Source organism: Dehalogenimonas sp. NIT-SK1 (genome assembly GCF_055384165.1).
Map to the genome: position 1 here is coordinate 426,322 of NZ_AP042352.1, position 22,259 is coordinate 448,580.

Annotated in this window: 36 protein-coding genes; 34 read left to right on the top strand and 2 right to left on the bottom strand. The window is 49.9% G+C overall.

The window, feature by feature from the left end:
- The first annotated feature begins 89 nt into the window (after window positions 1-89).
- The 6 genes from ACZ48S_RS02240 (at window position 90) to ACZ48S_RS02265 (ending at window position 4,994) form a co-directional block, all read left to right on the top strand.
- On the top strand, window positions 90-941 hold the full coding sequence (locus tag ACZ48S_RS02240; RefSeq protein WP_464213643.1) for a GAF domain-containing protein: 852 nt from the start codon (window positions 90-92) through the stop codon (window positions 939-941).
- A gap of 111 nt (window positions 942-1,052) precedes the next feature.
- Complete coding sequence (locus ACZ48S_RS02245; protein WP_464213645.1) at window positions 1,053-1,358, top strand: metal-sensitive transcriptional regulator; 306 nt, start codon at window positions 1,053-1,055, stop codon at window positions 1,356-1,358.
- 15 nt (window positions 1,359-1,373) lie between these two features.
- Window positions 1,374-1,589 carry a heavy-metal-associated domain-containing protein gene (locus ACZ48S_RS02250; RefSeq protein WP_464213647.1) on the top strand — a complete coding sequence of 72 codons (216 nt, stop codon included), beginning with the start codon at window positions 1,374-1,376 and terminating at the stop codon, window positions 1,587-1,589.
- A 35-nt stretch (window positions 1,590-1,624) separates the two neighbouring features.
- Window positions 1,625-4,171 (top strand): heavy metal translocating P-type ATPase, encoded by a 2,547-nt coding sequence (locus ACZ48S_RS02255; RefSeq protein WP_464213649.1) that lies wholly within the window; start codon window positions 1,625-1,627, stop codon window positions 4,169-4,171.
- Complete coding sequence (locus tag ACZ48S_RS02260; protein ID WP_464213651.1) at window positions 4,168-4,362, top strand: hypothetical protein; 195 nt, start codon at window positions 4,168-4,170, stop codon at window positions 4,360-4,362. The genes ACZ48S_RS02255 and ACZ48S_RS02260 overlap by 4 nt, the downstream gene beginning before the upstream one ends.
- A 191-nt stretch (window positions 4,363-4,553) precedes the next feature.
- Window positions 4,554-4,994, top strand: coding sequence for a fibronectin type III domain-containing protein (locus ACZ48S_RS02265; protein ID WP_464213653.1), 441 nt, complete (start codon window positions 4,554-4,556; stop codon window positions 4,992-4,994).
- Between the two features lie 64 nt (window positions 4,995-5,058).
- On the opposite strand, the gene ACZ48S_RS02270 is transcribed toward ACZ48S_RS02265, so the two are convergent.
- Together ACZ48S_RS02270 and ACZ48S_RS02275 are read right to left on the bottom strand one after the other, a co-directional pair.
- The gene (locus ACZ48S_RS02270) at window positions 5,059-5,721 is read right to left on the bottom strand and encodes a SurA N-terminal domain-containing protein (RefSeq protein ID WP_464213655.1); all 663 of its coding nucleotides are present in this window, start codon (window positions 5,719-5,721) and stop codon (window positions 5,059-5,061) included.
- A gap of 150 nt (window positions 5,722-5,871) precedes the next feature.
- Window positions 5,872-6,666: a prepilin peptidase gene (locus tag ACZ48S_RS02275; RefSeq protein ID WP_464213657.1), complete on the bottom strand. Its 795-nt coding sequence runs from the start codon at window positions 6,664-6,666 to the stop codon at window positions 5,872-5,874.
- A gap of 343 nt (window positions 6,667-7,009) precedes the next feature.
- On the opposite strand from ACZ48S_RS02275, the gene rpsL reads away from it, so the two are divergent.
- Genes rpsL through infA form a run of 28 tightly spaced genes read left to right on the top strand, consistent with a single transcriptional unit; the run spans window position 7,010 to window position 22,240 of the window.
- Window positions 7,010-7,435, top strand: a complete 426-nt coding sequence (gene rpsL / locus ACZ48S_RS02280) for a 30S ribosomal protein S12 (protein ID WP_464213659.1) — start codon at window positions 7,010-7,012, stop codon at window positions 7,433-7,435.
- A gap of 37 nt (window positions 7,436-7,472) precedes the next feature.
- Complete coding sequence (gene rpsG / locus ACZ48S_RS02285) at window positions 7,473-7,946, top strand: 30S ribosomal protein S7 (RefSeq protein WP_464213661.1); 474 nt, start codon at window positions 7,473-7,475, stop codon at window positions 7,944-7,946.
- A gap of 40 nt (window positions 7,947-7,986) precedes the next feature.
- Window positions 7,987-10,077 (top strand): elongation factor G, encoded by a 2,091-nt coding sequence (gene fusA / locus ACZ48S_RS02290; protein ID WP_464213663.1) that lies wholly within the window; start codon window positions 7,987-7,989, stop codon window positions 10,075-10,077.
- Window positions 10,078-10,093: 16 nt separating this feature from the next.
- Window positions 10,094-10,402 (top strand): 30S ribosomal protein S10, encoded by a 309-nt coding sequence (gene rpsJ, locus ACZ48S_RS02295; protein WP_464213665.1) that lies wholly within the window; start codon window positions 10,094-10,096, stop codon window positions 10,400-10,402.
- Between the two features lie 11 nt (window positions 10,403-10,413).
- Window positions 10,414-11,037: a 50S ribosomal protein L3 gene (rplC, locus tag ACZ48S_RS02300; RefSeq protein ID WP_464213667.1), complete on the top strand. Its 624-nt coding sequence runs from the start codon at window positions 10,414-10,416 to the stop codon at window positions 11,035-11,037.
- On the top strand, window positions 11,038-11,670 hold the full coding sequence (gene rplD / locus ACZ48S_RS02305; RefSeq protein ID WP_464213669.1) for a 50S ribosomal protein L4: 633 nt from the start codon (window positions 11,038-11,040) through the stop codon (window positions 11,668-11,670).
- A gap of 10 nt (window positions 11,671-11,680) precedes the next feature.
- On the top strand, window positions 11,681-11,965 hold the full coding sequence (locus ACZ48S_RS02310; protein WP_464213671.1) for a 50S ribosomal protein L23: 285 nt from the start codon (window positions 11,681-11,683) through the stop codon (window positions 11,963-11,965).
- Window positions 11,966-11,967: 2 nt separating this feature from the next.
- Window positions 11,968-12,795, top strand: a complete 828-nt coding sequence (gene rplB / locus ACZ48S_RS02315; RefSeq protein WP_464213673.1) for a 50S ribosomal protein L2 — start codon at window positions 11,968-11,970, stop codon at window positions 12,793-12,795.
- An 8-nt stretch (window positions 12,796-12,803) separates the two neighbouring features.
- Complete coding sequence (gene rpsS / locus ACZ48S_RS02320) at window positions 12,804-13,085, top strand: 30S ribosomal protein S19 (RefSeq protein WP_464213675.1); 282 nt, start codon at window positions 12,804-12,806, stop codon at window positions 13,083-13,085.
- 14 nt (window positions 13,086-13,099) lie between these two features.
- Window positions 13,100-13,438, top strand: a complete 339-nt coding sequence (rplV, locus tag ACZ48S_RS02325; RefSeq protein WP_464213677.1) for a 50S ribosomal protein L22 — start codon at window positions 13,100-13,102, stop codon at window positions 13,436-13,438.
- Window positions 13,438-14,367 carry a 30S ribosomal protein S3 gene (rpsC, locus tag ACZ48S_RS02330; RefSeq protein ID WP_464213679.1) on the top strand — a complete coding sequence of 310 codons (930 nt, stop codon included), beginning with the start codon at window positions 13,438-13,440 and terminating at the stop codon, window positions 14,365-14,367. Before rplV ends, rpsC begins: the two co-directional genes overlap by 1 nt.
- Window positions 14,368-14,394: 27 nt before the next feature.
- Window positions 14,395-14,832 (top strand): 50S ribosomal protein L16, encoded by a 438-nt coding sequence (gene rplP / locus ACZ48S_RS02335; protein WP_464213681.1) that lies wholly within the window; start codon window positions 14,395-14,397, stop codon window positions 14,830-14,832.
- A 1-nt stretch (window position 14,833) separates the two neighbouring features.
- Complete coding sequence (gene rpmC, locus ACZ48S_RS02340; protein WP_464213683.1) at window positions 14,834-15,031, top strand: 50S ribosomal protein L29; 198 nt, start codon at window positions 14,834-14,836, stop codon at window positions 15,029-15,031.
- 6 nt (window positions 15,032-15,037) lie between these two features.
- A complete protein-coding gene (gene rpsQ / locus ACZ48S_RS02345) occupies window positions 15,038-15,328 on the top strand; it encodes a 30S ribosomal protein S17 (protein ID WP_464214522.1) in 291 nt (96 codons plus the stop codon).
- 2 nt (window positions 15,329-15,330) lie between these two features.
- A complete protein-coding gene (gene rplN, locus ACZ48S_RS02350) occupies window positions 15,331-15,699 on the top strand; it encodes a 50S ribosomal protein L14 (RefSeq protein WP_464213685.1) in 369 nt (122 codons plus the stop codon).
- An 8-nt stretch (window positions 15,700-15,707) separates the two neighbouring features.
- Window positions 15,708-16,019, top strand: a complete 312-nt coding sequence (rplX, locus tag ACZ48S_RS02355) for a 50S ribosomal protein L24 (protein ID WP_464213687.1) — start codon at window positions 15,708-15,710, stop codon at window positions 16,017-16,019.
- On the top strand, window positions 16,020-16,565 hold the full coding sequence (gene rplE, locus ACZ48S_RS02360; protein WP_464213689.1) for a 50S ribosomal protein L5: 546 nt from the start codon (window positions 16,020-16,022) through the stop codon (window positions 16,563-16,565).
- 8 nt (window positions 16,566-16,573) lie between these two features.
- On the top strand, window positions 16,574-16,759 hold the full coding sequence (locus ACZ48S_RS02365; protein ID WP_464213691.1) for a type Z 30S ribosomal protein S14: 186 nt from the start codon (window positions 16,574-16,576) through the stop codon (window positions 16,757-16,759).
- 42 nt (window positions 16,760-16,801) lie between these two features.
- On the top strand, window positions 16,802-17,194 hold the full coding sequence (rpsH, locus tag ACZ48S_RS02370) for a 30S ribosomal protein S8 (protein ID WP_464213693.1): 393 nt from the start codon (window positions 16,802-16,804) through the stop codon (window positions 17,192-17,194).
- A 21-nt stretch (window positions 17,195-17,215) separates the two neighbouring features.
- On the top strand, window positions 17,216-17,764 hold the full coding sequence (gene rplF / locus ACZ48S_RS02375) for a 50S ribosomal protein L6 (RefSeq protein ID WP_464213695.1): 549 nt from the start codon (window positions 17,216-17,218) through the stop codon (window positions 17,762-17,764).
- Window positions 17,764-18,129 carry a 50S ribosomal protein L18 gene (gene rplR, locus ACZ48S_RS02380; protein ID WP_464213697.1) on the top strand — a complete coding sequence of 122 codons (366 nt, stop codon included), beginning with the start codon at window positions 17,764-17,766 and terminating at the stop codon, window positions 18,127-18,129. Before rplF ends, rplR begins: the two co-directional genes overlap by 1 nt.
- 23 nt (window positions 18,130-18,152) lie before the next feature.
- Window positions 18,153-18,665, top strand: a complete 513-nt coding sequence (gene rpsE, locus ACZ48S_RS02385) for a 30S ribosomal protein S5 (protein WP_464214524.1) — start codon at window positions 18,153-18,155, stop codon at window positions 18,663-18,665.
- Window positions 18,658-18,840: a 50S ribosomal protein L30 gene (rpmD, locus tag ACZ48S_RS02390; protein ID WP_464213699.1), complete on the top strand. Its 183-nt coding sequence runs from the start codon at window positions 18,658-18,660 to the stop codon at window positions 18,838-18,840. Before rpsE ends, rpmD begins: the two co-directional genes overlap by 8 nt.
- Window positions 18,840-19,283 carry a 50S ribosomal protein L15 gene (rplO, locus tag ACZ48S_RS02395; protein ID WP_464213701.1) on the top strand — a complete coding sequence of 148 codons (444 nt, stop codon included), beginning with the start codon at window positions 18,840-18,842 and terminating at the stop codon, window positions 19,281-19,283. Before rpmD ends, rplO begins: the two co-directional genes overlap by 1 nt.
- Entirely contained in the window at window positions 19,283-20,599 is a 1,317-nt protein-coding gene (gene secY / locus ACZ48S_RS02400) for a preprotein translocase subunit SecY (protein ID WP_464213703.1), read from the top strand. The genes rplO and secY overlap by 1 nt, the downstream gene beginning before the upstream one ends.
- Before the next feature lie 9 nt (window positions 20,600-20,608).
- Entirely contained in the window at window positions 20,609-21,253 is a 645-nt protein-coding gene (locus tag ACZ48S_RS02405; protein ID WP_464213705.1) for an adenylate kinase, read from the top strand.
- On the top strand, window positions 21,253-22,005 hold the full coding sequence (map, locus tag ACZ48S_RS02410) for a type I methionyl aminopeptidase (RefSeq protein WP_464213708.1): 753 nt from the start codon (window positions 21,253-21,255) through the stop codon (window positions 22,003-22,005). Before ACZ48S_RS02405 ends, map begins: the two co-directional genes overlap by 1 nt.
- Before the next feature lie 13 nt (window positions 22,006-22,018).
- Window positions 22,019-22,240: a translation initiation factor IF-1 gene (infA, locus tag ACZ48S_RS02415; protein WP_338738068.1), complete on the top strand. Its 222-nt coding sequence runs from the start codon at window positions 22,019-22,021 to the stop codon at window positions 22,238-22,240.
- The last annotated feature ends 19 nt before the right edge of the window (window positions 22,241-22,259 follow it).

Consider the following 22,259-nt stretch of genomic DNA (forward strand, 5'->3'; position numbering starts at 1 on the left):
TATTGACAAATTAGTACTCAAGGTGCAATCTTAGATAATTAGGGACATTGATACTGTTTAATTTTTGTAATGGATAGGAAGCGGTAGTTATGGAGAAAGAGCGGCATATTAACAAAGGGAGACCTAATGAAAACGTTGAAGGCGTTGATAACCTAGCCGGCGCTTTAGCGGAAGCTACCAAGCGGCAGGCGGAAACCGATGCTTTGTTGAGAGCCACACAGGCGGTGCTCCGGCTAACTGATTTTCAAACTACCGCTCGGTCTATTTTTGACACGGCCAAAGAGATTATCGGAGCAGACAGCGGGTATGTAGCTCTACTGAGTGATGATGGGGCGGAGAATGAAGTTTTGTTTCTTGATGCCGGCGGTCGGCCCTGTACCGTGGACCCATATCTGCCGATGCCTATCCGCGGGTTGCGCAGCAAGGCATATAAGCACCAAGAGGTAGTTTATGACAACGATTTCATGCGCAGCCGGTGGGTGAAGTTTATGCCTGCAGGTCATGTTGATCTGAGTAACGTTCTTTTTGCCCCGTTGGTGGACAGCGGTAAGGCAGTAGGGCTGGTGGGCATGGCCAATAAACCCGGCGGTTTTGATGACAATGACGCCAAACTGGCCGGAGCCTTTGGCCGGCTTGTATCGATAGCGCTTATTAACTCACGGAATCATGAGCTTTTAAAAGAGAATGAAGAGCGGCTGCGGATAAAAAACCGGGAGCTGGAAGAGGCGCTGGCCCAGATCAAGTCACTGCGGGGGCTGCTGCCGATCTGCGCTTCTTGTAAGAAGATTCGAGATGATGAGGGCTACTGGCAATCGGTGGAAGGGTATATTTCCGCTCATTCTGAAGCTCAGTTCAGTCATGGTATATGCCCTGACTGCGTCCGAAGGCTGTACCCCGATATTGCGGAGCAGGTCCTGAAAAAAAGAAAAAAGAAGTCATAAGGCACCCTAGTATCCGCTTTTTATTTCAGTTTGTTTAAACAGATATTGATGATTTTGACTTGGCTATACTCCATGGTAGTATAGTGTATATTCTGACGATGAGGGTAGAAAGTGGCTGGTGAAGTGAGCAGCGAAAAGTATCGGTATATCGCCGAGACTGATTCACTCCTGGGCAGGGTGAAGAAGATGCAGGGCCAGGCCCGCGGCATTGAAAAAATGATATTGGAAGAGCGCTATTGCCTGGATATTGTGCAGCAGCTTACCGCGCTTTCAGCGGCGGCTGACGAGTTATCCTTAAAATTATTGGAAAGCCACATTGAGGGCTGTGTTGCCGGGGCGATCAGGGCAGATGCTGTTTCCGGAGAATCTCATATAAAGGAACTTATGAAATCCATCCGCAAGGCACTTAAACGGTAGCAAAAGGAGGCAATTATGACTGTTGCCATGATTTCAATACGGGGCATGAGCTGCAGCAACTGCGTCCGTCATGTTGAGAGTGCTTTGCGGGAACTACCCGGTGTAGAGGCGGTGACTGTTGAACTGGCTTCAGGTCGGACAAAGGTGGAATACCAACCCGAGATGGTTACTCTTGATGCTCTTAAAAAAGCTGTTGAGGATGCCGGTTATACTCCGATAATTGATCAATAGACCCCAGTAGGACAGCGTCCGGCTGCCGGAGATAAATGATGCCCAGGGAAAGTAAGAAAACATTACTGAATTTGTTTGTTGGCGGCATGAGTTGTGCCGCCTGCTCTCGTCATGTTGAGTCAGCCCTAAAGTCAGTTCCCGGAATCGGGGAGGTAACGGTCAACCTGGCTTTGGGAAGAGCGGCCATTGATTTTGATTCTTCACGGGCTTCTCTCAGCGATATAAAAAAGGCAGTTGAAGACCTCGGATATTCTGCTTCTTTCGATACTGCTAATCTGCAAGTAAGCGGATTGCATTGCGCTTCCTGTGTCCAGAATGTTGAACGCGCGGTTAAGAACATGCCGGGCGTATACAGTGTTATAGTCAATTTGTCTGCCGGCAGTGCCCGGCTTGAATACGCCCCGGCAGTGACGCCGCTCAAGGATATTATGGAGACTATCAAGCACCTGGGTTTCGGAGCGGTTGAGAAACTTGAAGGCAGGGCCGCGGCGGACCGGGAACAAACGGCGCGGGAAGAGGAAGTACGGCGGCAGAAACGCAATCTCATCGTGGCCTGGGTACTGGGCTTGATAGTGATGCTGGGTATGTTTCAGCCGTACTGGATACTGCCCGGTTTGGTACCGGAGTGGATGAATAACAAGATATTTCTTTTCCTGGTGACCACGCCCATTGTCTTCGGACCAGGCCGGCAGTTTTTTGTCAACAGCTGGAACGGGCTGCGGCGCGGCTTGACTGATATGAACCTGCTTTATGCCACCGGCATCGGGGCGGCGTATCTGATTGCGGTTATTAACACCTTTTTTCCTGAAGCCGGTTTCGGCGGACCGGAAGCAACTTTCTATGAAGCGGCGGCCTTGCTGACCGCTTTTATTATCCTGGGACGTTACCTGGAGGCGGTTACTCGAGGCCGGACTTCCGAGGCCATCCGCCGGTTAATGAAACTCCAGCCGAAAACCGCCAGGGTTATCCGCGGCGGTGCTGAAACAGAAATTCCGGCCGGTGATGTGGAACTTGATGATGTTGTTGTGGTTCGGCCTGGTGAAGCGTTGCCGGTGGATGGGTTAATTACTGATGGATATTCAGCAGTTGATCAATCTATGATTACCGGCGAAAGTCTGCCGGTAGAAAAGCAGATTGGTGATGAAGTTATCGGGGGAACCATTAACAAAACCGGAGCTTTTCATTTCAAGGCCACTAAAATAGGCAATGAAACGGCTCTGGCACAGATTATTAAACTTGTTGAGGATGCCCAGACAACCCGAGCTCCCATCCAAAAACTGGCGGACCGGGTTGCCGGGCATTTCATCATGGGCGTTCATCTTATAGCCCTGGCGGTATTTTTATTCTGGTTTTTTATCGGTTATGATCTCTGGTTTTCACCGGAAACACGGCTGATACTGACGCCCTATATCTTGACCGATCTTGGGGTTTTCGGGTTTGCTCTTTTGACTTCGGTTACGGTACTTATCATATCCTGCCCCTGTGCTCTGGGGCTGGCAACGCCGTCAGCCGTCATGGCCGGCAGCGGAAAAGGCGCGGAATACGGCATACTTTTCAAAGGAGCCGATGCCATGGAAGCCACTGCCCGCGTCCAGACGGTTATCTTTGACAAGACGGGTACGCTGACTCACGGCGAACCCTCGGTGACCGATGTGATCACCACTGGTGAATTTGACCGTGACAAGTTACTTGAATTTGCCGCAGTGGCTGAAAAGAATTCAGAACACCCGCTGGGAGAAGCCATAGTAAATGCGTACCGTGAATTATCCGGTGGTGAACCGAAGAACACCCTTAGTTTCAACGCCGTGCCCGGACAGGGGATAGAGGCCGGTTTTGAAGAATTTAATATCTTGCTTGGCAACCGTAAGCTGATGTCCAGAGGCAATATTGATTACAGGAAAATAGCCGCTGATGCGGAAAAACTGGAAACTGATGGCAAAACAGTAGTGTTTCTGGCTGTCAATGGACGCCTGGCCGGTCTATTGGCTGTGGCTGATACCATCAAGCCGACATCTGTTCGGGCGGTGTCTGAACTTAAGCGACTGGGTATCCATGTGGCGATGATTACCGGAGACAACCTCCGTACAGCGGAATTTATCGCCAGGCAAGCAGGCATTGACCGTGTGTTGGCTGAAGTATTACCGGAAGACAAAGGTAATGAGGTGAAAAAACTACAGGCGGCTGGATTCAAAGTAGCCATGGTTGGTGACGGTGTCAATGACGCACCGGCGCTGGCGCAGGCAGATGTGGGCATCGCTATTGGTTCGGGGACTGATGTTGCCAAGGAAACAGGACATGTTATTTTGGTTAAGGATGATATTCTCGATGTTGTGGCCGCGCTGCAGGTGGGGCGGCAGACGCTTGGATTGATTCGACAGAATCTTTTCTGGGCTTTTGGCTACAATACATTGGCCATACCTCTGGGGATGGGTCTTTTATATCCGTTTACGGCCTTAATGGTCAGCCCGGAACTGGCGGCGCTGTTGATGGCTACCAGTTCTCTTTCGGTAACGCTGAATACGCTCAGAATGCGGGGTTTCGTGCCTCAAATCCGCCGCGGAGGTTCCGGAGATAATTCATGAAGAAACCAGCTTTGGTTTATACTGGACTGTCATTGATTGGAGCTATTCTTTTTTACTTTGCCGCCTCAGACACTGATTATACGACTGTGGAAAGGGTCGGAGGGATGGTGTGGGTGTTTGTGCTGCTGATGATTATTCTGATGCCGGCGGTTTCGAACTGGACCAGGAGAAAAACGCCAAGAAGCTATTGAAGCATTGGATAACACCCAATTCCGTTTTATCTTGTTTCTGTATCAGCCTTATCAATTCCGGCATATTCCTTAAAGCACGGTGTAGTTATGCTGCCATTATTTAAGTATCAGGTTTGGCTTTTCAGGTGGTTAATTTTATAATCGAAAGCGGTTATTATATAAAAAGACAGATAATTTCCATAGAGGTATCAATGAAGATAAAAGCAGTTGGTTTGGTAGTATTTATGAGTGCCACTATGTTTTTTTCGGCTTGTTCCAATACTGACCAAGAAGTGAGTCCGACAGATAATTCAGTGCCAGTTACGGTATCCCAGGCTCCCTTGCAGCCTCAGGCTATTTCACCTGGTAGTTCTTCAGAAGAGGGAGTCAGTATTTCTACGCTCACACCAACACTGCATTGGTCGGGGGGATCTGCTTCTGATACCTATATTGTCGAAGTTTCCAAAATACAGGGTAATCAATTGATCGAAGTCTTCGGCACCGAACTGTTTGCTGATAATCTAACGCTTCCTTCCTGGGCTCTTGAACCGGATACGGAATATGTTTGGTGGGTATATGCTTATCATGGCTGCGGTCCGCTAAGCCCAAAATCAAATGTTTTATATTTCAATACCTGTGATTACGTTGACTAGGCAGACTTTCACAGCCTATATGAAAGATAGACACCAACGAATCTCATGAAAGATGTGGCGGGTATTACAGGAATATCTCTATATCCGCCTCTGTCCTGAGCCGCTCCAGAAGTTCATTCTTGGCGTTCTGATGCTTCTGCTGGGTCAAAAAATCAACAATTTGTGGTTCCAATTCCTCAATGGCCGGAGCTTCTCCTTCCGGGTACTGCGCTTTTAACTGTTCATAGTAATCATTGATTTCGGATTTTGACACCGCGAGGTCGCTTTCGCTTATTTCGTTTTTCAGATATTTTTCTATCAGCATTTCATTGGAGATATCTTCTTCCAGGTCAGATTCAGTCAATCCGTGTTCCTCAAGTGCCTGCTGGTACTCTTTTTCATTGTTGAACTGGGATTTTATCCCTTCAATCTGTTCTTCTAACACCTGAGAGTCAACCGTGATACCTTGTTCCTCCGCCTTTTGTCGCAGAATGACATTGTCTATCATTATATCCAGCAGCTGTTGCTTGACTTGTTCTAACTGGTCCTGATTTTCTTCGGTATTTAGGTCTTGGCCTTCCTGTTGATAACTGGTTTTTACCATCTCCAGCTGTTCTTGGAATTCCTGTTTAGAAATGGATTCTCCATTAACCTGGGCTACTCTTTCTATGTCGGCGCAGGCGCTGAAGGCTAGTATTGGTATTAATGCCAGGGTACCAAAACTTATTATTTTAAATTTTAAACGCATAGAATTATCCTTTCATGATGTTGCGGTAAATGTGGAGATGAGTGGGGTAGAATAGAAATAACAGTTTTTGTGGTTATACGCTAATACTATCAACCGTAACAGCCGGGTGTCACATGAGTCAAACCTATAGTTTGTATTATTAAAGGAAGGTTAACTAAGAAACAAGCCAAGGTACCAGTCAATAATACTATCGCCCCAAAGGAAGGTGATGAACATAGCCAGCGCCAAAAAAGGGCCGAAAGCTATGGCTTCGCGGCGGCCCTTGCGGCGAAAGAGCAGCAGTCCGATGGCCACCAAACCGCTGCCAACCCATGAAATTATTACGGCGGCGATTATGTTAGGCCACCCGGTGATGAGTCCGGCTAAAGCTGCCAGTTTAACATCTCCTTCACCCATGCCACCGCGGGAAACAATGTAAACAATAAGGAAAATAATAAAGCCGGCGACAGCACCGATGACGGCGTTCAGTAGGTTGGGGACTAAGTCCAACTGAGCTGAAAACAGGCTGATAACCAAGGCTACCAACATAGCGGGCAGGAGGATATTGTTCAAAATAAGCTGGTGTTCCATGTCGATGACGAAAATTACGATGGTTATGGCGGCATAGAGAAGCCCGATCCAAAGAAGCGGTACCAGGCCGAAATGTAAATAGAGTAAACCGAAGGCCAGGCCGGTAATCAGTTCTACCCAGAAAACCCGCGGCGGAATCTTTTCACTACAGGTGCGGCAGCGCCCGCGGAGCAACAACCAGGATAATATTGGAATAAGATCGGCAACGCTTAAGCGGCGGCCGCATCCGGGACAACGGGAAGGTGGAGTAATAACGGATTTTTCCTGCGGCAACCGGTCAGCCAGCACATTGATGAAGCTGCCGATAATAGTGCCGAAGATAAAAAATACAATGGCATAAGCTATTTCCATCATGGGTATTATAAATAGACTCATGATCAAATCCAAATGGCGCGTTTCTGAAGAGCGGTAAAAGGAATATTTGTTTCCTTCATAATGCCGGTTATGACTACGGGAGTAATTTGAGCTGATGATTTGAAGGTGGAGGGTTGCCCCATACTTTATTATGGGAACACTGTGGATTTGCCGGAAGTTTGCGTCGGGCAGGATTGCAGTGTTGACACTGGTCAGCTGAAGTGATACACTAACCGATTGTTTGCGGTTGTAACGCGCAAATGGCAGATGATGCGTATATCAGGCAGTCTGCCAGCGGGCTTGTTGAAGGGTGGGCTCGACCATCCTTTAAATTTTGTCCGGAGAAGGATAAGGAGCTAGACACATGCCGACGGTAAACCAGTTAATAAGAAAAGGGCGCCGCAAGACGGTTAAGAAAGCCAAAACACCGGCGTTGCATTATAGTTTTAACGCACTCAAGAACCGCAATGTTTATGGTGCCGGTTCACCACAGAAGCGCGGTGTGTGTCTCCAGGTTAAAACAACGACACCTAAAAAACCTAATTCAGCGCTGCGCAAGATTGCCCGTGTGCGCCTGTCCAATCATATGGAGGTAACCGCTTATATTCCCGGCGAAGGTCATAATCTCCAGGAGCATTCAGTGGTACTGATCCGCGGCGGTCGGGTTCCCGATCTGCCGGGTGTACGGTATCACATTGTCCGCGGGACCCTGGATACTGCCGGTGTGGCTAATCGAAAACGTGGACGATCCAAATATGGCGCTAAAGTAGCTAAAGCGGCCAAAAAATAAGAAAGGCTCCGATAAACAGGGAGGCAGATAAAGGAAGATGGCAAGACGTAATTCCAGCATCAAAAAACACCCGGCCGCGCCCGACGCCAAATACAACAGCGTTGTGGTCGCCAAGATGATCAATCGGTTGATGTATTCCGGCAAGAAGAGTACTTCCGAACGTCTGGTGTATGATGCCATGGATATAATAGCCGCCCAGGAGGGCAAGGACGCGGTTACGCTGGTTGAACAGGCGGTTAAAAATGTAACTCCGCTTATTGAAGTTAAAGCCCGCCGTGTCGGCGGTGCCAATTACCAGGTACCGGTGGAAGTACGCAGTGAGCGCGCTTTTTCACTGGCACTGCGCTGGCTGGCCAAATCATCGAGGGGCAGGACCGGCAAGTCGATGTCAGAAAAACTGGCCGCTGAGTTGAGCGACGCAGCCAAGGGATTGGGTTCAGCGGTTAAGAAGCGTGAGGAGACACACAAGATGGCCGAGGCCAACCGTGCCTTTGCCCACTACCGCTGGTAGGCAGGTAGTTTTCTCAGCTAAATAAGATAGAAACGAAATTATGACTCAAGACAGAACTTTTCAACTGGATAAAATACGTAATATAGGCATCATTGCCCATATTGACGCCGGCAAGACGACGACTACCGAGCGGGTACTGTTTTATACAGGCCGTACCCACAAGATAGGCAACATCGATGACGGCAACACGGTTATGGACTGGATGCAGCAGGAGCGCGAACGTGGCATAACCATTACCTCGGCGGCTACTGCATGCCACTGGCGTGAATATCGGATTAACATCATTGATACACCCGGGCACGTCGATTTTACCGCTGAAGTGGAGCGTTCGCTGAGAGTACTTGACGGCGGGGTTGTGGTCTTTGATGGTGTGGCCGGTGTTGAGGCGCAGTCAGAGACTGTATGGCGCCAGGCTAACCGCTACGGTGTGCCGCGTATTTGTTTTATTAATAAAATGGACCGCACCGGAGCTGATTTCTGGCGCTGTTTAAAGATGATAGAGGAACGCCTGAAGGCTCACCATATTACGGTGGTTATTCCCATCGGCAGTGGTGATACATTTGGCGGAGTAATAGACCTTATTTCCGGTAAGGCGTATAAAGAAGACGGCGATCCGGGGACTCCCGAGGCCGTGGAAATACCGCTGCCGGAATCTGAACGGGAACGGTACGAAGCCGCACGGCATCAAATGATTGAACGCTTGGCTGAAGTAGATGACGAGATTATGTGCGCTTACCTGGAAGGTGAGGATATTTCAGCTGAAGAGATAATTGCCGGTCTGCGGCGTGTTACCCTGAATAACAAGGGTATTCCGGTGCTTTGCGGCAGTTCTTTCCGCCAAAAAGGTGTCAAAGTACTGTTGGACGCGGTGATCAACTATCTGCCGTCTCCGCCGGAAATGCCTCCGGTTATGGGGATTGATCCCAAGACACAGGAAGAAATCAGCCGGCCGGTGAGCGATGACGCTCCCTTTTCCGCGCTGGCTTTCAAAGTAGTATCTGATCCTTTTGTGGGACGGTTGGTTTATTTCCGCGTGTATTCCGGTGTAATTAACGCCTCCGCCGGGGTCTATAACAGCACACGAGACCAAAGGGAACGCATTGGACGGTTGCTGGTGATGCATGCCAACAGCCGCGAAGAAGTAGGTAAAGCTGACGCCGGCTCTATTATTGCCAGTTTAGGGCTTAAAAATACATTTACCGGTGATACACTATGCGACGCCAGTCATCCGGTAGTACTAGAGAATATCACATTCCCCGAGCCGGTGGTTTCTATCTCAATCGAGCCTAAGACGCGCGCCGACCAGGATAAAATGGTTGATGCGTTGCAAAAATTGGCTGATGAAGACCCGACCTTTAAGGTTTCTTATAATGATGAAACCGGCCAGAATATTATAGCTGGTATGGGTGAGCTGCACCTTGACGTGCTGGTCAGCCGCATGCTGACTGAATTCAAGGTGGCGGCTAAAATCGGCCAGCCCAGAGTCGCTTATCGTGAAACTATTACTGCCGCTGCAGATGCCGAGGGCCGCTTCGTGCGCCAGTCCGGCGGCCGCGGACAGTATGGTCACGTCAAGATTAAAATAGAGCCGCTGCCCGATTCTACCGCTATTGAAGTTACGGATGATATCCGGGGCGGCGCCGTACCGAAAAATTATGTCAATGCTGCCGCCAGCGGCATAAAAGAAGCTACGGTGACCGGAGCTTACGCCGGTTATCCCATGGTAGGGGTTAAAGTAAGCATATATGACGGCAGCTTTCATGAAGTTGACTCCAGTGAGATGGCTTTTAAGACAGCGGGTTCCATGAGTCTGAAAGCGGCAGTGGCTAAAGCCAAGCCGGTATTGTTGGAGCCGGTAATGAAAATGGAAGTAGTCACTCCCGAAGAGTATATGGGTGATATTATCGGAGACCTTAACTCTCGCCGGGGTCATATATCTTCCATTGAACCGCGCGGCGATACGACTGTCGTGCACGCTTTAGTGCCTTTGGCAGAGACTTTTGGTTATGCCACCACCATAAGAGGTATTTCTAAAGGACGCGCCACTTCATCCATGGAATTCCACAAGTACGAGGAATTGCCGGCTAACATAGCCAAGACGGTTATGGAAGCCGAGGCAGCGACGAAATAGGGGATTATTAGAAAAGATGGGCAAACAAAAAATCCGTATCAAGCTCAAGGGTTTCGACCACAAGATTCTGGACCAGTCGGCGGTGCAGATTGTCGAGGCGTTGGAGCGAACCGGCGCCGTTATTTCCGGCCCTGTACCTTTGCCGACGCATATAAAAAAATACAGTGTTATCCGCTCCTCTTTCATTGACAAGGATTCCCAGGAGCAATTCGAGGTACGCACCCATAAGCGTCTTATCGACATTGTGGAAACAACCTCAAAAACTATTGACTCTCTTACCAGCCTGAATATGCCGGCTGGAGTCGATATTGATATTAAGCTATAGGAAGATAAGAGATGATTAACGGTATTATCGGCAAAAAGCTGGGCATGACCCAGGTGTTTAGCGCCGACGGAAAAATGGAACCGGTAACGGTGCTGCAGGTTGGTCCCTGCACTGTGGTGCAGGTTAAAACCCCTGAGCGTGATGGTTATACTGCCGCTCAGCTTGGCTATGGCCAGGATAATCGGCTTAACAAGGCTGAAAAGGGCCATATTAAGGAATTGGGAGACTTTCGCCATTTGCGGGAATTCCGTCTTGATGACCTTTCCGGCGTAGAAGTAGGCACAACAGTAGATGCCAGCCTATTTGCTGACGGCGAGTTGATTGACGTGACGGGCACTAGCAAAGGCAGGGGTTTTGCCGGTACGGTAAAGCGGCATGGCTTTGGCGGCGGGCCCAAGACCCATGGACAGAGCGACCGTCACCGCGCTCCCGGTTCAATCGGCGGAGCTACTACCCCCGGCCGGGTGTTCAAAGGTAAGAGAATGGCCGGACACATGGGTAATGAGCAAGTTACCGTCAGCCATTTGAAAGTGGTTAAAACCGATGTTGAGAAGAACCTGTTACTGGTAAAAGGCGCAGTGCCTGGAGCCAGGAACGGATTAATCCTGATTAAAAAATCGAAGAAGAGCAAATAAATGGAAATACCGGTTTACAACAGCAGCGGCCAAGTGGTCAAAAACTTAACGATAAGCGATGAGTTATTCGCCGTACCGATGAATGACGCGGTGGTGCACCAGGCAATGGTGGCACAGGCGGCCAATGCCCGTCAGGGCAGTTCCAGCACCAAAACCCGGTCTGAAGTTGCCGGCACTTCAAAGAAGATGTTTCGGCAAAAAGGCACTGGTGAAGCCAGAGCCGGATCCAAAAAGAGTGGTTTAAGGGCTGGCGGCGGCGTGATATTCGGGCCTAAGCCGCGTGATTATTCCAAGGCTTTGCCCAAGAAGATGCGTCGGCTGGCTATTCGGTGTCTTCTATCTGACAAAGTCAGCAATAGTGGTTTGAAGGTTGTCGAATCTTTGAGTTTCGAAGCGCCGCGGACTCGGGAGATGGCGGCGGTACTGGAGGCTCTGGAGATAAATTCTTCAGCTATTATCGCCACCGCCGGCGTCGATTCCCAGGTGGTTATGGCGGCGCGGAATCTACCCCGGGTGAAAACTACACCGGCTAATCAGCTCAATGTTGTTGATTTGCTGAAATACGATAAGCTCCTGTTGACGGAGCAGGCCCTGGAAGTCATACAGCAGGTTTGGGGCGCTGAGGCCGCCTAAGGAGACGAAGATGCAGATATTAGAAGTATTAAGACGCCCGTTGATAACTGAGAAGAGTTCCCGGCTACAGGAGACCGGAGTTTATGTTTTCGAAGTTGCTGACAAGGCGACGAAACCGCAGATTAAAACCGCAGTGGAATCAGCTTTTAAAGTAAAGGTGACCGCGGTCAACACGGTATGGGTTAAAGGGAAAGAAAAGCGCATGGGGCGCGGATACCACCGCACTCCGAATTGGAAAAAAGCGCTGGTAACTCTTCAGCCCGGCGATAAGATAGAGTTGTTTGAAGGGGTCTAGTTATGGCACTTAAGGCGTATAAACCAACATCAGCCGGTAGACGGCATCAGACCGGATATGATTTTTCGGTTATAACTAAAAGTTCTCCGGAGAAATCGCTGGTCAAGAGAGTTAAGAATAATGCCGGGCGTAATTCCCAGGGCAGAATGACCGTGCGCCATCGCGGCGGCGGCGCCAAAAAGCTGGTCCGCATTATTGATTATAAAAGAGATAAACTGGGTGTACCCGGACGGGTGGCTGCTATCGAATATGATCCGCACCGCTCAGCGCGTATCGCCTTGATATTTTATGCTGACGGGGAAAAGCGTTATATTATCGCTCCCCAGGGGCTCAAAATTGACGACAAAATTGTTGCCGCTCCTGATGCCGAACTAAAAACAGGCAATGCTTTACCGCTTGGTTCCATGCCGGGCGGTACCATGGTCCACAATATCGAGCTGGAACCCGGCCGAGGCGGAAAGCTGGTGCGTTCCGCCGGAGGTGCCGCGCAGCTAATGGCCAAAGAAGGAAATTACGCTTTGCTTCGTTTACCCTCCGGGGAAATGCGGCGGGTCAGGATTGAAGCTTATGCTACTATAGGGCAGATAGGCAATGAAGAGCACAAAACCATATCTCTCGGTAAAGCCGGGCGGAAGAGGTATATGGGCTGGAGACCCCAGGTAAGAGGTTCGGCTATGAACCCGTCTGACCATCCGCACGGTGGCGGTGAAGGCCGCTCGCCGATTGGTATGCCGGGCCCCAAGACGCCGTGGGGTAAGCCCGCTCTGGGTTATAAGACGCGTCAGAAAAACAAGGCGTCAGACAAACTTATTGTCAAGCGTCGGAGGTAATTGGATAAATGTCTCGTTCTGTTAAAAAAGGGCCCGCAGTACACCCTAAGTTGATGAAAAAAGTCGAAGAAGCTAATAAAGCCGGTAAAAAGGTGATGATCAAAACCTGGGCCCGCTGGTCAACAATACTGCCGGAAATGGTCGGTCTTAACTTCGGCGTGCATGACGGCCGACGCCACGTGACCGTTTTTGTTACCGAAAACATGGTCGGTCACAAGCTGGGCGAATTTGCTCCGACACGGACTTACCGGGGACATGCCGGTAAATCCGAGGTTAAGAGCAAAAGGTAAGAGGTTTTTAGAAAATGCAAGTAAAAGCAATATCAAAAAACACCGGAGTTTCGCCCCGAAAGGTTCGATTATATGTTGACCTGGTGCGGGGAAAGAAAGTTGGCGAAGCTCTGGCTATTTTAAAATATGTTCCGTCACCGACAGCAATGCTGGTAGCCAAGACGGTGAAATCAGCCGCTGCCAGCGCCGAGAACAATTATCAGATGGAACCATCGGATCTCAGGATTGCACAAATATACGCTGACGGGGCGCCGATGATGAAAAGGCACCGTCCACGGTCGCGGGGGCGGGTTTCGCCGATATTAAAGCGCTCAAGTCATATTACCGTCATAGTGGCGGACCAGGAGGGTTAATGGGTCGCAAAGTTCATCCGTATGCTTTCCGTATCGGGGCTATTAAGAGTTGGAACTCGAAATGGTACGCCGATAAGAACTTCTCGGAAAACCTCCTGGAGGACATGAAGCTCCGGCAGGCGATAAAGAAGAAGTACAATGATGCCGGGATTTCCAACGTGGAGATTGAACGTCAAGCTAATAAGGTTACGGTAACAGTGTCAACATCAAGGCCGGGCATTGTTATTGGCCGGGGCGGTCAGCGTGTCGATGAGATGCGGCGTTTCCTGGAAGGAATTTCCGGCAAACGAATTCAGCTCAATATACACGAAATAGGCCAGCCTGAGCTGGACGCTTACCTGGTCGCCCGTTCCGTGGCTGACCAAATGGAGAGGCGTATCGCTTATCGGCGAGCCATGAAGCAGGCCATGTTTCGCAGCCGGCAGGCCGGGGCGCAGGGCATAAAGATTAAATGCTCCGGACGCCTGGGCGGAGTAGAAATCGCCCGGCGTGAAGAAATGCACAACGGACGGGTGCCGCTGCACACCATACGAGCGGATATTGATTATGGTTTTGCCGAGGCCAAAACCGCGCTGGGGCGCATTGGAGTTAAGGTTTGGATTTACCGAGGTGAGATACTGCCCGAGGCCAAAACTGTGGTTGAAGAAGACTTCATTGCTGAAGCGCAAGCAGCAGCCGCGGCCGCGGAAACTGAGAATGACGGGCGGTATGATAATGAGGATATTGATGAAGCCAAACCAACCGATGATGCAGACTCAGGTGAGACGGCTAGTGAGCCGGTAAAACAGACCCGTGCCCGGAAGAAGCCAGCGACAGAGGCGGCGGTGACTGAAGCGGAACCGGAAAAAGCTGAAACAGCCGAAAGCGAAAAACCTAAGCGAAGGGTTCGCAAAAATACCGAAGAGAAAACTGAAGAGGCCGCTGGATAGACCGGCCTGAACAATTAGAGGGATACCATGCAGCAACCAAAACGTGTTAAATACAGAAAGAGCCATAAGGGTCACCGGCACGGGGAAGCGCAATCCGGTAACAAGCTAGATTTTGGCGATTACGGAATGCAGGCAACTTCTACCGCCTGGGTGACTGCCCGACAGATTGAATCAGCCCGGCGGGCAATGACCCGTTATATCAAACGTGGCGGGAAGATCTGGATTCGCATTTTTCCGGACCATCCGGTGACTAAGAAACCCGCTGAAACCCGCATGGGTTCCGGTAAAGGTTCTCCTGACCATTGGATAGCGGTTGTCCGGCGGGGACGCATGATGTTTGAAATGAGTGGTGTAGCTGAAGACGTAGCTCGCGAAGCAATGAGGCTGGCTTCCCACAAGCTTCCACTGCAGACCAAGTTTGTAGTTAAAGAAGCGGAAACAGCTGCGGTTGAGGAGGTGGCTTAATATGAAAGTAGAAGAAATTCGGGGGCTGTCGGGCGAAGAGATCCAGAAAAAATTGGATGAATCTTATCGTGAGTTGATGCAGCTGCGCTTTAAATTGGCAACCAAGCAGCTTCAGAATCACCGGGAATTACCGCGGCTTAAAAAACAGATTGCCCGTTTGAAAACGGTGCTGAACGAACGTTCTCTAGGTATAAGGTAGGATATGATGGAACAAAACCGTAAGATCAAAAAGGTTATCGGCAAAGTGGTTTCTGACAAAATGGATAAGACAGTCGTGGTGGCGGTAGAAACCCGACGGCAGCATCGTATCTATAAGAAATCATATAAAGTAGTCAAGAATTATAAAGTACATGATGAAAAAGGCGAAGCTAATTATGGCGATGTAGTTGAAATACTGCCCACCCGCCCAATGTCAAAGACCAAGCATTGGCGTTTAGGCAGAGTACTTGTCGCCGGAACGGTGGCTGAATCTGCCGAGGTTAAGGAGATCACCTAAAGATGATACAGGCATATACCAGATTAAAGGCGGCCGATAATACCGGTGTTAAGTCCTTAATGTGTATCAACGTTCCTGGTGGTACGCGCAAACTTCGTGCCCGTATCGGCGATGTTATTGTTTGTTCCGTTAAGCGGGCCAATCCCGATGCGGCTATCAAAGAGGGAACCGTAGTTAAAGCGGTCGTGGTTCGACAGGTTGCTCCATTGCGGCGGCCTGACGGGTCTTATATCAAATTTGATGAAAATGCCGCTGTAGTAATAAATGATAAAAATGAACCCCGGGGGACCCGGATTTTTGGACCGGTTGCCCGTGAACTCCGCGATAAAAAGTTTTTGAAGATAGTATCGCTGGCACCCGAGGTACTGTGAGGCTGAATATGAAAATTAAGAAAGATGATGAAGTATTGGTAATTGCCGGGAAAGATCGCGGTAAGAGCGGCAAAGTAAGGCAGGTATTGTCTGACTCGGATGGTTTGTTGGTTGAAGGTGTCAACATGATTAAAAGGCACACCCGGGCACGGGCTCAGGTTAAACAGGCCGGAATAATTGAGCGCGAAGCCCCGGTTCACGCGTCGAATGTAATGCTGTTGTGCGGCAAGTGCAGCAAGCCAGCCAGACTGGGGCGCCGTATTCTGGCTGATGGCAGTAAAGTGCGTTTCTGTAAATCCTGTGGCGAGGTAATAGATTAAATGGCTGGATTAAGGGAAAAGTATTTGAAAGAAGCCATTCCGAAGTTGCGGGAAACCTATGGTTACGGCAACATAATGGAAGTTCCCGCTTTGGAAAAAGTGGTGCTGAATGTCGGGGTGGGTAAAGAAGCGTCGACCAACCCTAAAGTAGTAGAGACTGTTCAGAACGACTTGACGGCTATTACCGGCCAGCATCCGGTAATAACCAGGGCGAAGCGCAGTATTGCAAATTTTAAACTGCGTGAAGGCATGCCGGTGGGACTGAAGGTGACACTGCGCGGACAGGGCATGTATAACTTCCTGGATAAACTGATCAGCGTAGTGCTGCCGCGTCTGCGTGATTTCCAGGGAGTGCCCAACGATGCTTTCGATGGCCGAGGCAGTTACGCTCTGGGGCTAAAAGAATATTCAGTGTTTCCGGAGATTGATTTCTCCAAAGTTGATAAATTACGCGGGCTCGAGGTATGTATTGTAACCTCGGCCAAGACGGATGCTGAGAGCAGGACCCTCCTCGAGGGACTGGGCATGCCGTTCGCTAAGGAATAGGGGAGGCTATGGCAAAAACATCCAAGATTGCAAAATCACGCCGGGTGCCGAAATATCCGGTACAGCAGCATAACCGCTGTCTCAAATGCGGGCGGCCCCGCGGATATATGCGCCAATTCGGCGTATGTCGCATCTGTTTCCGGGAGCTGGCTCTTCAGGGCAATATTCCCGGAGTCAGGAAATCGAGCTGGTAAAATGATGAAAAAATTAAATCGCTTAAATTCAGGGGGATTGGGATGACTGACCCGATTGCCGATATGCTAACCCGAATCCGTAACGCTACCATGGCCGGACATGAAACGACATTGGTACCGGAGTCACGGACTAAACAGAGTATTGCCAAGCTGTTGAAACAGGAAGGATTTATCTCCGGTTTTGAGCTGGTTGGTGAAAAGCCAAAAAGGCAAATGAAAGTATTATTAAGGTATGATGAAAAAGGAGTACCGGCGGTATCGGGATTGGAACGTGTTTCCAAACCTGGACTGAGGGTATATGTTCAGCGGGGTGAAATTCCGCGTGTTTACGGGGGACTGGGTATAACTGTTTTGTCCACTTCACGCGGTGTCATGACCGGCTATCAGGCCTGGCGCCAGGGTGTCGGCGGGGAACTTCTTTTAAAAGTCTGGTAATTAAGTCGAGGATTATATACGATGTCACGAATTGGAAAGTTACCGGTGGCCCTGCCCCAAGGGGTTAAGGTGTCCATCGACGGAAGCGAGGTGACGGTTGCCGGCCCCAAAGGGGAGCTGAAACGTACCTTTAATCCAGACATGAGCATCAAGCAGGAAGATGGTAAATTGCTGGTGGAGCGACCCACAGACGCGCCACAGCATCGGGCAATGCACGGCCTTACCAGGTCTTTGCTGAACAACATGGTCAAAGGTGTTGCCGAAGGGTACACCGTTGGACTGGATATCGTCGGTGTCGGTTTTCGAGCTGAGAAAGATGGTGAAAAACTGGTACTGAGGGTAGGTTACTCCCATAATGTGGAAATACCGGCAGTTGAAGGAATTTCTTTTGTGCTGGAAACGCCGACAAAGCTGAAAGTAGTCGGTATTGACAAAGAGCTGGTAGGGCAGGTGGCAGCTGAAATACGGGCTGTACGCAAACCGGACTCTTATAAAGGCAAAGGTATCCGCTATGCCGGCGAAACTATAAAATTAAAACCCGGTAAAGCGGTTGGAAAGGCGGGTAAATAATGGTTAAGAGTGATTCACGTTACGCCCGCATAGTGAGGCACAAAAGACTTCGCAAGAAGCTTCAAGGTACGTCGGAACGTCCCAGATTGTGTGTTTTTCGGTCACTGGAGCACATATACGTGCAGATTGTTGATGACAGCAGGGGCACTACCCTGGCTCAGGCTTCAACCTTGGATACTGGTCTAAAAGAGAAAACCGCCGATGCTGCCAAAACCGCCCAGGCGGAGATGGTGGGTCAGCTAATAGCCAAGCGGGCTAAGGACGCCGGTATTAAAGAGGTGGTTTTTGACCGTGGTGGATATCAATATCACGGCCGGGTAAAAGCTCTGGCTGAGGCCGCTCGCGCGGCTGGATTGTCGTTCTAGGAGGCGAAGTGGTTAAAGAAATAATGTCCAAGATAGATTCTCAGGAGCTGTCCTTAAACGACAAGCTCATTTATATCAACCGGGTAACCAAAGTGGTTAAGGGTGGTAAGCGCATGGCTTTTTCCGCTTTGGTCGTAGTCGGCGATGGAGAAGGTCACGTGGGGGTTGGCACCGGTAAAGCCAAGGAAGTTCCGGTGGCAATTGCCAAGGCCAGCGCTACCGCTAAAAAGAATTTGATCAAGGTCGAAATGAAGGGCACCACCATACATCATGAAGCCAGGGTCCGCTATGGCGGAGCCGAAGTCTTTTTGAAGCCGGCATCTCCTGGCACCGGCATTATTGCCGGAGGCAGTGTCCGGGCGGTGATGGAAACGGCTGGTATTAAAGATATTTTGACCAAATCCATGGGTAGCGCGAATAAAACTAATGTCGCCAGGGCGACAGTAGAGGCCTTGCGGCAGATCCGAGACCCCAAGGCAGTTGTAGCCAGACGCCGAGGTATTACCCAGAACGAGGAGGCTACGGCGAATGTCTAAACTGGCAGTTACCTGGGTCAAGAGTTCTATAGGTTATAGAGCAGACCAGAAAGCGACTATAGCGGCTCTGGGTCTTAAAAAATTACATCAGACAGTAATCCATCAGGATAATCAGGCTGTCCGGGGTATGATTCTAAAAGTCAGGCACCTCGTTGAAGTGGCGGAGGCAAAATAGTGAAAGAACACGAACTTTTCCCTTCCCCGGGCGCCCGTAAAGATCGCAAGCGGGTCGGCCGAGGGGACGGCAGCGGACACGGCACTTATTCCGGTAAAGGTTTGAAGGGCCAGAAATCAAGGGCCGGCGGTAATATCCACCCCAGTTTTGAGGGTGGCCAAAATCCGCTGGTGAAGAAGTTGCCGCAGAAGCGCGGTTTCGTCAACCCTTTCCGTATAGAATACGGCATTATAAATATTGGAGAACTCAACCGCTTTGAGGAAGGAACGGTTGTCACCCCGGAATTGCTGGTTGAGAAACGAATGTTGAAAAACACCAAAATGCCGATAAAAATTTTGGCTACCGGTGAACTTGACCGGTCGTTGACCATAAAAGCTAATCGTTTTACCGCGGCAGCTAAGTCCAAGATTGAGGCAGCCGGTGGCCAGGCAGAGGTAATCTAATGGCGGAGAAAATGGGTCGCCCCAAATTATTGCAGGCAATGATAGATGCTTTCAGCCTGCCGGACTTGCGGCGGCGCCTTCTTGTCGTACTGGGTATATTGGTAGCATTTAGAGTTATTGCCCATGTTCCCATGCCCGGAGTCGATTCACAGGCCTTATCAGACCTGATGCAGTCGAATGCTGTTTTAGGCATGCTGGATATTTTCTCCGGTGGAGCGCTGAGAAATTTCAGCCTGGTAGCGCTTGGTGTTTATCCTTATATTACCGCCAGTATTGTCATGACGCTGATGACGCCGGTTATTCCGGCTTTGCAGCGGCTTTCCCAGGAAGGTGAAGCAGGCCGTAATAAAATAAATGTGATTACCCATTGGCTGGTAGTTCCTCTGGCCGTGATGGGTGGATGGGGCCAGTTGGTACTGCTGCAGCGTGAAGGTGTCGTGGCAGCTTCAGAACCGCTGGTAACCGCAGCGATTATTATATCGCTGACCGCCGGTACTCTTTTCCTGGTATGGTTGGGGGAACAGATCACCCATTATGGTATTGGCAATGGTATTTCCATTATAATTTTTGCCGGTATCGTCGCCGGCCTTCCCGAGCTGATAGGGCAGGGTTTCCTCGCCCAGGATCAGCTGATTGGACTGGCTGTTTACGCCCTGATTGCTCTGGCCACTACGGCAGTGATAGTCATTTTCACCGAAGCCCACCGGCGTATTCCGGTGCAGTACGCTAAAACCGTTATCAAGAGCGGGCGTATGTATCGGCAGAGCGGTGCTTCACATATACCGTTGCGGGTTAATACCGCTGGCATGATTCCGCTTATTTTTGCTTCCGCGTTAGTTATATTTCCTGGAACAGTGGCCAGTTATTTTGCTAATCCAGCCGGCACTGACCCCAATTTCGCCAACACTATCGTAAATTGGTTCAGCCCAAACGCTGATCTGCCTATCGGGCTGTTTTACTGGGGTATGTTCTTTCTGCTGACGGTAGCTTTCGCCTTTTTCTACACCATGATTGTATTCCAACAGCAGAATCTACCGGATACTTTACAAAAGCAAGGTGGGTTTATTCCAGGCATACGTCCGGGCAAACAGACATCTAACTATTTAAATTTTGTCATACGTAATATAACCTGGGGAGGAGCCTTATTTCTGGGTTCGGTGGCTATTATGCCTTTCTTTGCCCGTGAGATAACCGGCGTACAAACGTTGCAGCTTTCGGCCTTCGGTATGCTTATCGTGGTCGGCGTGGTATTGGATACCATGAAGCAGTTAGAATCCCAGTTGGTAATGCGTCGTTATGAAGGCTTTATCAAGTAGGGTAATTTCATGTATAATGTAGTTTTTCTCGGAGCTCCGGGTGCCGGTAAAGGTACGCAGGCAGCTGTAGTGGCCGAAAAACTGAAGATGGCTCACCTGGCTTCCGGGGATTTGTTCCGCAAGGCTATTGAGCGGGATAATGAATTGGGAAGACAGGTTAAGAGCTACTTGGAAAAAGGTCAGTTGGTGCCGGACGTTCTTACCGTCGGCATGGTGCTTGAGCGCATTGAGGAGCTTTCTGATGTATCTGGGGTTATCCTGGATGGTTTTCCGAGAACTCTATCACAGGCTGAAGCGCTGGATGAGGCCCTCAAAGAGCGAGGAGAAAAAGTGGACCGGGCAGTGTATATCGCCGTACCGGAAGCAGAATTGGAAAAACGGTTGTCTAACAGGTGGGTTTGCCGAAGTTGTCAGGCTACTTATACCGGCGGTGACCGGGACGAATCGGAATGTTGCCGAAAATGCAGCGGAGAACTCTATCAACGTCCTGATGATAAGCCGGAAACAGTTAAAAAACGATTGGCGGTTTACTTTAAAGATACGGCGCCACTTATTGATTATTACCGGACGTCCGGTGTACTGACTGAAATTGACGGTCAGGGAGAAGTAAGCAAGGTAACTGACCGGATTATAACGGTGTTAGAAAAAGTATAATGGGGATTATTATAAAATCAGATCGTGAAATAGAGATTATGCGCCGTGCCGGACGTGTTGTCGGAACGGTGCTCAACGAGCTTAAAAACAGTATTAGGCCGGGGATGAAGACCAGTGAACTGGATAAAATGGCGGAAAAAATGATAAAGGCTCATGGGGCTGTTCCGTCTTTTAAAGGCTATCATGGTTTTCCCGGTTGTGTCTGTATATCGGTCAATGAAGAAATTGTTCACGGCATCCCCGGGGAAAGAGTGCTGCGAGAAGGGGATATAGTGTCACTGGATTTGGGCGCCATTGTTGATGGGTTTCACGGCGACGCGGCGGTTACGGTTGGCGTCGGGCGGATAACCGCCGAAGCATCTGCCCTGATAGCAGCTACCGAACAGTCTTTAAACGAGGGTATAAATGCCGCCCGGCCGGGAAAACGACTAGGCGATATAGGCGCTGCCATACAGCAATACGCTGAACAGCGTGGTTATGGAGTGGTTCGTGAATATACCGGACACGGCATCGGGCGGGAGATGCACGAGAAGCCTTCGGTGCCCAATTACGGAAAAGCGGGCAGCGGTGAGATATTAAGAAAAGGAATGACAATGGCTCTCGAGCCAATGCTGAATATGGGTTCATGGCGGACACGGGTTGGTCCTGATGCCTGGACGGTATCGACCGAAGACGGCAAGCTTTCAGCTCATTACGAACATACTATTGTCATCACCGACGGTGAAGCGGAGGTTCTGACGGCGGCCGGTTAAGCTGCTTGATATTATGCCTAAGAAAGATGCCATAGAGGTTGAAGGTACAGTCCTGGAGGCGTTGCCTAATACAACGTTTCGAGTAGAATTGGCTAATGGTCATGAAGTGCTGGCTCACATTTCGGGTAAAATGCGGGTGCATTATATTCGCATTCTGCCTGGAGACCGGGTATTGGTGGAACTGTCGCCTTACGACCTTACCCGTGGGCGGGTAACTTACCGTTTCAAGTCGTAGATAGTCAAAGGAGATAATT